This is a genomic window from Streptococcus parasanguinis (genome assembly GCF_001069785.1).
GTDB lineage: Bacteria > Bacillota > Bacilli > Lactobacillales > Streptococcaceae > Streptococcus > Streptococcus parasanguinis_T.
The window spans coordinates 1-11,267 of sequence record NZ_JVSR01000037.1; the positions used below are offsets into that span (position 1 = coordinate 1).

7 protein-coding genes and 1 pseudogene are annotated in these 11,267 nt (G+C 42.3%); all 8 read left to right on the forward strand.

All coding sequences use genetic code 11. From position 1 onward, the window contains the following. Positions 1–297 precede the first annotated feature (297 nt). Positions 298–372: pseudogene (locus ADG03_RS11990) on the forward strand (LPXTG cell wall anchor domain-containing protein); the annotation flags it as partial. Between the two features lie 162 nt (positions 373–534). Then, entirely contained in the window at positions 535–1,401 is an 867-nt protein-coding gene (locus ADG03_RS02640; RefSeq protein WP_003008955.1) for an ABC transporter permease, read from the forward strand. Next, positions 1,398–2,162, forward strand: coding sequence for an ABC transporter ATP-binding protein (locus ADG03_RS02645; RefSeq protein ID WP_049473336.1), 765 nt, complete (start codon positions 1,398–1,400; stop codon positions 2,160–2,162). The genes ADG03_RS02640 and ADG03_RS02645 overlap by 4 nt, the downstream gene beginning before the upstream one ends. A gap of 912 nt (positions 2,163–3,074) precedes the next feature. Further along, positions 3,075–3,617, forward strand: a complete 543-nt coding sequence (locus ADG03_RS02650; RefSeq protein ID WP_049473337.1) for a hypothetical protein — start codon at positions 3,075–3,077, stop codon at positions 3,615–3,617. Between the two features lie 203 nt (positions 3,618–3,820). Continuing rightward, a complete protein-coding gene (locus ADG03_RS02655) occupies positions 3,821–5,482 on the forward strand; it encodes a ribonuclease J (RefSeq protein ID WP_049473338.1) in 1,662 nt (553 codons plus the stop codon). A 70-nt stretch (positions 5,483–5,552) separates the two neighbouring features. Then, complete coding sequence (locus ADG03_RS02660) at positions 5,553–6,335, forward strand: alpha/beta hydrolase (RefSeq protein WP_049473339.1); 783 nt, start codon at positions 5,553–5,555, stop codon at positions 6,333–6,335. 386 nt (positions 6,336–6,721) lie between these two features. Next, entirely contained in the window at positions 6,722–8,179 is a 1,458-nt protein-coding gene (gene gltX / locus ADG03_RS02665) for a glutamate--tRNA ligase (RefSeq protein WP_045759959.1), read from the forward strand. Positions 8,180–8,415: 236 nt separating this feature from the next. Next, a partial coding sequence (locus tag ADG03_RS02670; RefSeq protein ID WP_049520951.1) for an accessory Sec-dependent serine-rich glycoprotein adhesin occupies positions 8,416–11,267 on the forward strand: 2,852 nt, incomplete at its 3' end.

Below are 11,267 nucleotides of genomic sequence, written 5' to 3' on the forward strand. Positions count from 1 at the left end.
GACGACGAAATCGAATTCTAACGAATTACCGATTTCTGTCCCACTCTCTATCGATGCCAATAAGTATACGACATTTCACTAGATAGTGTCAATTTAAGAATGAAAGCTAGCATGTAAACTTTCATGAAATTATTAGAAAACCGCACTAAATAAAGGTTTTTGATTCAGAAAAATGAACAAACGGAAAACGTTTGACACAAAATTTCCTCGCATTTAAAAAAAGGTACAAATTAGTGATAAAAGTAAATAGAGGAGAAATGCTTGTACAAACCTTATTACTAAAGGGAATCAGCAACAGCTCTTACGAGCCTTGGCTTACTTGGTGTGATCGCAACAGGCTTTGGTCTTACTCGAAAGAAAAAAGAAGACTAAGATTTTCTTTTAATCCTTAAAAAAAATCTCACGATTAAAAACCAGAAGGCACAACCTTTTGGTTTTTTTATAAAGCATGAAAAGGGAATTGATGACAATTTCCTATAGGTTCTCCTCCATATTTGTGATACAATTAAACTACTATTATCGAAGGGAGAAACTATGATTAATTCAATTGTTTCACAAGGTTTGATTTGGGCCATTTTAGGGTTAGGAATCTTTATGACGTTCCGAATTCTAGATTTTCCAGATATGACGACAGAAGGGTCCTTCCCGCTTGGAGGAGCGGTGGCGGTAACCTTGATTACCAAAGGGGTCAATCCACTCCTTGCGACGCTGGCTGCTATTGGAGCAGGATGCTTAGCGGGACTTGCGACGGGTCTTCTCTACACAAAAGGAAGAATCCCGACACTCTTGTCAGGGATCCTCGTGATGACATCTTGTAACTCGGTCATTCTCTTTGTCATGCAGCGGGCTAATCTGGGACTTTTGGGCTATAAAAAAATTCAGGAATTTCTTCCTTTTGCCAGTGGGTTCAATGAGATTCTGATTGGCTTGATTTTCGTAACGCTTGTGATCCTTGGTTTGATCTTCTTCTTGGATACACGCTTGGGTCAAGCCTATATTGCGACAGGGGACAATCCAGACATGGCCAAAAGTTTTGGGATCAACACTGACCGGATGGAATTGATGGGCTTGGTCATTTCAAATGGGATTATTGCTCTTTCTGGTGCACTGATGGCCCAACAAGAAGGCTATGCGGACGCTTCACGTGGGATTGGTGTCATCGTTATCGGGCTTGCCAGCCTCATTATTGGAGAGGTTCTCTTTTCAAATGTCACCTTGACAGAGCGCTTGCTCAGTATTGCAATCGGTTCAATCGCCTACCAATTTTTGATTTGGGCCGTGATTGCGCTTGGCATCAATACCAGCTATATTCGAATCTTTAGTGCCTTGATCTTGGCTATCTGCCTGATGATTCCAACCTTTAAGGGAAAAATCATGAAAGGAGCGAAACTCAGTAAATGACAGCAATTGTAGAATTAAAAAATGTAACCAAATCCGTGAGCAATGGGATGAACGAAGAAAAAGTCATTTTGGATGATGTCTCCTTGGAAATTCGAGAGCATGATTTTATCACAATTTTGGGGGGCAATGGAGCTGGAAAATCAACCCTCTTTAATACCATTGCTGGGACACTTCCAGTTAGTAGCGGGAAGATCTATATTCTAGGTGAAGATGTGACCAACTATTCTCCTGAAAAGAGAGCCAAGTACCTATCGCGGGTCTTTCAAGATCCTAAAATGGGGACAGCGCCTCGCATGACAGTAGCGGAAAACCTCTTGGTAGCGAAGTTTCGCGGAGAAAAACGTGGCTTGATTCCGCGTCACTTGGCCAGCTATAAAGAAGAGTTTCAAACAGTCCTTGCTAAGATCGGCAATGGTTTGGAAAATCATATCGACACAGCAGTTGAGTTTCTATCAGGGGGACAACGCCAGGCTTTGAGTCTGTTGATGGCGACACTGAAACGTCCAGAACTCTTGCTTTTAGACGAACACACCGCAGCCTTGGATCCAAAAACTAGCCAGGCTCTCATGACCTTGACCGATGAGTTTGTGAAACAAGATGCTCTCACTGCCCTTATGATCACCCACCATATGGAAGATGCTTTGAAATATGGCAATCGCTTGATTGTCATGAAAGACGGACACATCGTCCAAGACCTCAGTCGAGAAGAAAAAGCCCAAATGACCATCGCAGACTACTATGAATTGTTTGAGAAAGAATAAGATACAAAGGGCGTAAAATGCAAAGTGAAAATAGGAAATTCTTGCAGTGAGCGATGCTCACAAGAGAATTTATCTTTTTCACACAGCATTTAGGGCGTGTTCATTTAATAAAATACAAAGGGCGTAAAATGCAAAGTGAAAATAGGGAGTAGGACAGAAGCGATATGATTTATGAACGCTTCGTCGTCCTACCCCCACAAGGCTGATTAGGATTCTTCCGAACTGATCAAGCGAGAGAAGAGTTCAATCAGCTACTGTGCCTTGTCTACATGCTAAGCTAGAGAGCTTGTTCTCTAGCTTTTTCTCTTTCTAAAACACAAGTTACTGTTTATAAATATACGTCGTCCCTTCAATGACTGCCTTATACAACAAAAAAGCTTAGAAAGAGATCAGAAGAAAACCACATAAAAATAGGAACTAGTTTCAGCTGAAATCGCTTGCAATTACTCAGGTAGGTGAGTATAATATAGTTAGAAAGATGAAGAAGGGATTGATACCAATGCCTTATCGAGTTGAAATTTAGGTTACTTCGTTTTAGGCCTGTTTTGCTGATAGCTGTTCATGCTCTTATCGTAAAAGAGCAGTTATGTCGTGTGTGTCGGATCGGTTGGACGGTCGGGCAAGCCTGCTTAGTTTGTCCGGAGACATAAGAAAACGTGGAAATAGTAGGTAGAAGCTTTTTATAAAGGTTTTCAAACTTCAATGCGTCCAGTCGAAAACTAATCATTTGGATTTGGGATAGCAAAGAAAACCTCTGGTATTTTACACAAATACTATTAAATGAAATCAACATCATAAACATTGTTTTGTTAGCCAAAAGGTTAATTGCACCAAGTCAGTGAAGCAGACCAGGCCTCTAGTCCCGTAAGACTGGAGGCCATTTTTATAAAATACTCAGGAGGAGGTGAGAGTATGGGATTGTCGTATGCGCAAGAATATAGTTGTCGTGACCATTTTCGGCAAAGAGCTTTTGAGCGCTTTGGCGTAGATGATCAGCACTTGAATAAGTGGATCAACCAACACCTCTCCTCCCTCTCTCCTTATGATAGTAATGTGGTTCAACCCGCCAACACAGAAGCCTATGTAGCCAGTGATGGCGTCATCTTTGTCTGCAATATCAAAAGTCGGGAGTTTATCACCTGTTTTAAGGCGGTTAATTACCAAGAATCTAAGGAAGAAGAGGAAGCCTATACGGACATTCACGAAAACAATGTCGCTTCCTTCAAAAAAGATGTGAACCACCTAGTCAATCGCTACCGACTCAAGGAAGCCAAAGAGCTGTTTGAAAACATTGGGGAGGACTTGGATGATTTTTATCGCCTGTCCCAAGCAGTAAAGAACGGCCAATTGAGCGAGCGAAATAGTAAGCGCCTAGAGGAATTGTTAGGCAAGTTTCATGTGATCAAGGCAGCCATGCGGATCATTGAAAATAAACGGGGAGATTACCATCTTTAGGGTCTTTTCCCCCTAAAAATAGGCGCCTAGAAGCCCTCTCATCTACTTCAGATGAGAGGACTTTTTTGCTATGGAAAGCTTTTTGAAAAAAAGAGAAAAAAATTGTATAATAGAGTGGATATGCAAGTATTTGCAAAGCTGTAATTCGACTTGGGGGACCAAGGACCGTAAGTATTAAAATAATCACACTAAAGGAGACAACAGTGAGTAGTATTAAATTAGTCACTCTTGGCGGTGTTCGAGAAAATGGGAAAAATCTCTACGTTGCCGAAGTGAACGATTCGATTTTTGTCTTGGATGCAGGTTTGAAGTATCCAGAAAATGAGCAACTTGGGGTGGATGTCGTTATCCCCAACATGGATTATCTATTTGAAAACAAGGACCGCATTGCGGGTGTTTTCTTGACCCACGGTCATGCGGATGCCATTGGGGCCTTGCCTTATCTTTTGGCGGAAGCGAAAGTCCCTGTATTCGGGACAGAATTGACCATTGAGTTGGCTAAACTCTTTGTGAAAAGCAATGACAGTGTGAAGAAATTCAACGACTTCCATGTTATTGATCAAAATTCTGAGATTGATTTTGGCGATGCCGTCGTGTCTTTCTTTCAAACAACCCACTCCATCCCTGAAAGTATCGGGATTGTGATTGGCACTCCTGAGGGCAATATCGTCTACACAGGAGACTTTAAATTTGACCAAACTGCCAGCGAGTCATACGCGACAGACTTTGCTCGTCTAGCTGAGATTGGACGCGAAGGCGTGCTCGCTCTCTTGAGTGATTCGGCCAATGCGGATAGTAATATTCAAGTTGCCAGTGAGCAAGAAGTAGGCGATGCCATCTTAGATACGATTGCAGACTGGGATGGTCGTGTCATCGTAGCTGCGGTAGCCAGCAACCTTTCTCGGATCCAGCAGGTCTTTGATGCTGCGGCTGAGACTGGCCGTCGAGTGGTCTTGACAGGGTTTGATGTGGAAAACATCGTCCGCACAGCTATTCGCTTGAACAAATTGTCTCTTGCCAACGAAAAACTCTTGATCAAGCCAAAAGAAATGAGCCGTTTTGAAGATCATGAATTGATCATTTTGGAAACAGGCCGGATGGGTGAGCCGATCAACGGTTTGCGCAAGATGTCTATTGGCCGTCACCGTTATGTGGAAATCAAAGATGGGGACTTGGTCTACGTTGTCACAACACCATCTATTGCTAAAGAAGCTGTGGTGGCTCGTGTGGAAAACATGATCTACCAAGCAGGTGGCATTGTCAAATTGATCACGTCAAGCTTGCGCGTGTCTGGTCACGGAAACGCACGGGACTTGCAGTTGATGATCAACCTTCTTCGTCCTAAATACCTCTTCCCGATCCAAGGGGAATACCGCGAATTGGATGCCCATGCACGAGTAGCGATGGAAGTCGGTATCTTGCCTGAAAATATCTTTATTCCAAAACGCGGCACTGTGATGGAGTACGAAAAGGGGGACTTCGTCCCTGCCGGTAGCGTCTCAGCTGGAGATGTCATGATCGATGGGAATGCCATTGGTGATGTGGGCAATATCGTCCTTCGTGACCGCAAGGTCTTGTCAGAAGACGGGATCTTTATCGTGGCGCTCACCGTGAATCGCAAAGAGAAGAAGATTATTTCCAAAGCGCGCGTGCACACTCGTGGTTTTGTCTATGTCAAGAAAAGTCGGGATATTCTTCGTGAAAGTTGCGAATTGGTCAACCAAAGCGTCGAAGATTATTTGAATCAAGATAGCTTTGACTGGGGTGAGTTAAAAGGTTTGGTACGCGACAACTTGTCTAAGTTCTTATTTGAACAAACCAAACGCCGTCCAGCCATCCTACCAGTCGTGATGGAAGTAAAATAATAGAAGAAATGGAAACGCTTGGTAGCCGAAGGCTTGCCGAGTGTTTTTAACAGTAGAAAGAGGAAAGCAAATGGCAGTTATGCAGATTGAGTATTATTCAGAAGTTTTGAAGATGGAGTGGGGGGTGTCCGTCCTTTATCCCGATGCATCGCGCGTGGAAGATCCAGCGGATACGGATATTCCGGTTCTCTATCTCTTACACGGGATGAATGGCAATCACCACTCTTGGTTGAAGCGGACCAATGTGGAGCGCATCCTGCGCAATACCAATCTGATCGTGGTCCTACCCAACACCAATAATGGCTTTTACACCGATACCCAGTATGGCTACAACTACTACACGGCCATTGCGAAAGAATTGCCAGAGACTCTTTCTCGCTTCTTCCCGAATATGACTAAGAAACGGGAGAAAACCTTTATTGCGGGTCTATCCATGGGTGGCTATGGCTCGATGCTCTTGGCCCTCAAGACAAATCGTTTCTCTCGAGCTGCGAGTTTCTCTGGAGCACTTAGTTTCCATGATAGAGACTTTGAAAACAATGACTTGGAACAACCAGCTTTTTGGAAGGGAATTTTTGGAGAGATTGAGGATTGGACGACCAGTTCCTATTCGCTAGAGACTGCTGCCAAGAAGTTTTCAGATAAGAAGACCAAGCTCTGGATCTGGTGTGGGGAGCAGGATTTCCTTTATGAAGCCAATAATTTTGAAGTCAAGGAACTAGAAAAGTTAGGCTTGGATGTCACCTATACCCACAGCCCAGGCAAGCACGAATGGTTCTACTGGGAACGTGAGTTGGAGCACTTTTTACAAACCCTACCAATCGACTTTGAATTGGAAGAACGGTTAAAATAAGATACAAAGGGCGTAGCGGATACAGTCAAAATAGGGAGTAGGACAGAAGCGATATCATTTATAAACGCTTCGTCGTCCTACCCCCACAAGGCTGATTAGGTATTCTTCTGAGCTTAGAAAGCGACAGAAGAATCCAATCAGCTACTGTGTCTTGAATTAATTGCTATTCAGCTTGCGTTTTTTGACACAATTCGCAGCCCGTGTTCGTTTAATAAGATACCAATAGATTGGATATCAGTCAGAGCATTTGTTCTGGCTTTTTTCATATATATAGCAAGAAAGGCTAGAAAGGTCACTTATTCATTTCAGTCCTGCTTTCTTTGTGGTATAATAGGAACGATTGAAAAATGAGCTAGAAATAGCGAACAAGATAAGAGGAGAGAAATATGGCAAAAGATATTCGTGTGCGTTATGCACCAAGTCCAACAGGGCTACTACACATCGGAAATGCTCGTACAGCATTGTTTAACTACTTGTATGCGCGTCACCATGGTGGAACCTTTATCATCCGTATCGAGGATACAGACCGCAAACGTCACGTCGAAGACGGCGAACGTTCACAGCTTGAAAACCTTCGTTGGTTGGGCATGGACTGGGATGAAAGCCCAGAGACGCATGAAAACTACCGCCAGTCTGAACGTTTGGAACTCTATCAAAAATACATTGACCAACTCTTGGCCGAAGGAAAAGCCTACAAATCTTACGTCACTGAAGAAGAGTTAGCGGCTGAACGTGAACGCCAAGAAACTGCAGGTGAAACACCTCGCTACATCAACGAATACCTTGGCATGAGCGAAGAAGAAAAAGCAGCTTATATCGCAGAACGTGAAGCAGCGGGTGTGATTCCAACAGTTCGTTTGGCAGTGAATGAGTCTGGTATCTACAAGTGGCATGATATGGTCAAAGGCGATATCGAGTTTGAAGGTGGCAATATCGGTGGTGACTGGGTCATCCAGAAGAAAGATGGCTACCCAACTTACAACTTTGCTGTTGTCATCGATGACCACGACATGCAAATCTCTCACGTTATCCGTGGAGACGACCACATTGCTAACACCCCAAAACAGCTCATGGTCTATGAAGCCCTTGGTTGGGAAGCACCAGAATTCGGTCACATGACACTTATCATCAATTCTGAAACTGGTAAGAAATTGTCTAAACGTGATACGAATACCCTTCAATTTATCGAAGATTACCGTAAGAAGGGCTACCTTCCAGAAGCAGTCTTTAACTTCATCGCTCTTCTTGGTTGGAACCCTGGTGGGGAAGACGAAATCTTCTCTCGCGAAGAACTTATCCAGCTCTTTGATGAAAACCGCCTCAGCAAGTCTCCAGCGGCCTTCGACCAAAAGAAAATGGACTGGATGAGCAATGAATATATCAAGAATGCAGATCTTGCGACTATCTTTGAAATGGCCAAACCATTCCTCGAAGAGGCAGGACGTTTGACAGACAAGGCTGAGAAATTGGTGGAACTTTACAAACCACAAATGAAGTCAGTGGACGAAATTGTTCCATTGACAGACCTCTTCTTCTCAGACTTCCCAGAATTGACAGAAGCTGAGAAAGAAGTCATGGCTGGTGAAACCGTGCCGACTGTACTTGAAGCCTTCAAAGCGAAATTGGAAGCCATGTCAGACGATGAGTTTGTGGCAGAAAATATTTTCCCACAAATCAAAGCGGTTCAAAAAGAAACTGGGATCAAAGGGAAGAATCTCTTTATGCCAATCCGTATCGCCGTTTCAGGTGAAATGCATGGTCCTGAATTGCCAGATACCATCTACTTGCTTGGACGCAAAAAATCCATCCAACACATTGAAAACATGTTGGAAAAAATCAGATAATTATCAGAAAAGTCCCTATTAAATGGGGCTTTTTGTTTTACCTCTAAAGTAAAAGTATTATAGGATTTTTCAAAAAATTGCCCCGGTTTGACAAATTGATCCTACTGAAAACGATTTTATTACTATCTAAAACAAAAATTATAAAAAAATAGCAATAATTAAGGATAATTGCTTCCAAAAATCGACAGATTAGTCTATAATGTTAGGGAAATAAAAAAAGTAATAAGGAGACAGAAATGTTTTTTAAACGTTCGAACGGTGAATTCCGTGAAACAGATCGTGTGACTCGTTTCAAATTGATCAAATCAGGTAAAAACTGGTTGCGTGCTGCGACTTCTAACTTTGGTCTTTTGAAAGTCATTCGCGGTCAAGTCGAAGAGACTGTTGTAGCTGAAGTGCGTGAAGACGCAGTATCAGTGAAAGAAATGACAAGCCGTGGCTTGCTCAAAGGGATTGTAGCAGCTGGGGCTGTTTTTGGTGCAGCTACAGTAGCAAACACTGCTAAAGCTGATGAAATTGGATCAGATGTTGCAACTGCATCTGAGCTTTCAAGTGAAGCTCTTGTAGAACAAGGAAGTACAGTACTTGGTACAACTTCAACAACAGAATCTCAGTCTGAGTCAACAACAGAATCAGCTAGCGCTTCTGCATCTGCAAGTGCTTCAACCTCTACAAGCGTATCTGTATCTCACTCAGCTTCATTGAGCGAACAAGGTTCAGCAGAACTTTCAGCAGCTTCAAGCGAATCAACTGTAGCAGCTGGCTCTGAAGCAAGTGTAGAAAGCACTACAACAGTAGCGAAAGCTGAAGATAAAGTTGTTTTGGAACAAAACACTTCAGAAGCAGCATTGTTGAACAAGATTGCAGGAGACTACTCAGCAACTGTTTCAGCTCCAGAAAAGAAAGCAGCACTTGAAGCTGCCATTGCTAAAGTTCAAACAGAATTGACAGCAAGCAACAGCTTGATCAACGCTAATGCTTCAGCTCAATCATACGCAGACCAACGCGAACGTTTGAGCAAGTCAGTAGATGACATGATGGCAACCTTGACTGCAGCAGGATTTACTGGAAACACAACAGTAAACGGTGCTCCAGCAATTTCAGCTCAGTTGTCACCAATCTCAACAAGCACTACTGGTAGTGTAGATACTACACCAGTTATTACAAATGCAAATGGTGCAACGATTGAAGATGCAGCCTTCAATAAATCTGGTTATGCTTTGGATCCAAACGCTGATCGCTTCACTTTTGGTGTATGGCAATTCCTTAAAACAAACCATACTACTGGTGCTAAAACCAACTTTGATTACTATGCTACTCTTTCAGTAGACCGTTCTGCCATCACTGGTAGCCTTTCAGCTAACCCAGATGTTTACTTACGTATTGTGAAGAAATCGGATGGTTCAGAAGCTTACACACGTACTATTCATGCTGGTGAAAGCAATATCTCTCTTCCAAACTACATCACAAACAATAACTCTGATGTAACAAATACTTTGACTTATACAGGTGCTAACGGAACTGATCCAGGTAACGTAACCTTCTCATTGGTAAACGATAACCTTGAGTATGAAACACTTCAAATTCGTGATACCAACTACCCAGGTAACGAAAATGAAGATAAACCAAACGTTCAAACTTCTGTTCCTTATGCGAAAGCTGATCAAACTACTTACTATAAAGTTGTTGATAGCAGCAAGTACACAAAAGGACAAACTTATACACCAACTGGAAATGAAACAGTCCTTGCAAGCTATACGCAAACAGGTCTTGCAGGTCAACAATTCACAGCTTCAGGAAACCGTAATATTGAGGGGTATGAACAAGTTCCAGCAACAACAGATACAACTCAAAAAACATCTGGTATCCTTGGTAAGGGTGTCGTTGGACAAAAACTTGTCGAACTTCAAGGTGGAGCCAACCACTATTATGTGAAACGTATTTCTGAAATCGTGGATACAAATGGCTCAACTGTAACGAAATTCTACGCCCTTGATCCATCACAGGTTAACAATTTTGCTACATCAGATATTGGTACTGAAGATGTATCGAAGTACACACTCATCTATACAAGTAAAGTAAATAAAGCTGGTGAAGAGTGGAAGGCTGATGAGACTAAAGTTACAAAAGTAAACAGTAAAAATGGTGACTACTATCTTGAAGTCAACGAAACTGCTGGAAGCAAATCACTCATTATCACTGGTTGGTCGTCTGCTACTGAGACAGATACTTATAAACAAATGGACGGAACTCTACATACTTATCCACGTCCATTCAAAGGTGCTCCAAGCACATCATTGACACCTGCCGGAGCTGGTAATAACAGTTACAACGTCATTGCTGGTAAAGTTCCAGTGATTCAAGCAGAAGGATCTGTAGCGGATGATCCTACAGCACCAACAAATGGTAAAGTATACTCTAATTTGAAGGGTTACTCATCATTCTCTAATAACTACTCAATTCCAACAGCGATTAAACCTTCAACTGATGTGAACTATTACTTCGTGAAGATGAATGATTCAGAGTCTGCTTCTCAATCACAATCATTCTCAAACTCTGCATCAGAATCAGAAGTTGTGTCTAAGTCACAATCTCTATCTGAATCAGAAGTAGTGTCTAAGTCACAATCAACATCAGAAGTAGTATCTAAGTCACAATCAACATCAGAAGTAGTGTCTAAGTCACAATCTGTATCAGAAGTGACATCTAAATCACAATCGCTTTCAGAAGTAGTGTCTAAGTCACAATCTGTATCACAATCACAATCGGATACAACATCAGCTTCTAAATCTGCATCAGAATCAGCTTCAGCATCATTGAGTCAATCAAAAGTTGAATCAGCAAGCAAATCATTGTCTGAATCAGTATCAGCATCTACTTCAGAAAGCAAATCAACAGTTGAGTCTACAAGTAAATCAGTATCTGAATCAGCAAGCGCATCAACGTCTGAATCAGCAAGCACCTCAACATCCGAATTAGAATCAACAAGTAAATCAGTATCTGAATCAACAAGCGCATCAACATCTGAATCAACAAGTGCTTCAGCGTCTGAGTCAGCCTCAGTATCAGCTTCTACATCAGAATCTGC

What these genes read in the sequence shown, in the direction of transcription:
- ADG03_RS02640 (WP_003008955.1), top strand. Translation starts at nt 535, where the DNA reads ATGATTAATTCAATTGTTTCACAAGGTTTGATTTGGGCCATTTTAGGG.
- gltX (WP_045759959.1), top strand. Translation starts at nt 6,722, where the DNA reads ATGGCAAAAGATATTCGTGTGCGTTATGCACCAAGTCCAACAGGGCTA.
- ADG03_RS02660 (WP_049473339.1), top strand. Translation starts at nt 5,553, where the DNA reads ATGGCAGTTATGCAGATTGAGTATTATTCAGAAGTTTTGAAGATGGAG.
- ADG03_RS02650 (WP_049473337.1), top strand. Translation starts at nt 3,075, where the DNA reads ATGGGATTGTCGTATGCGCAAGAATATAGTTGTCGTGACCATTTTCGG.
- ADG03_RS02645 (WP_049473336.1), top strand. Translation starts at nt 1,398, where the DNA reads ATGACAGCAATTGTAGAATTAAAAAATGTAACCAAATCCGTGAGCAAT.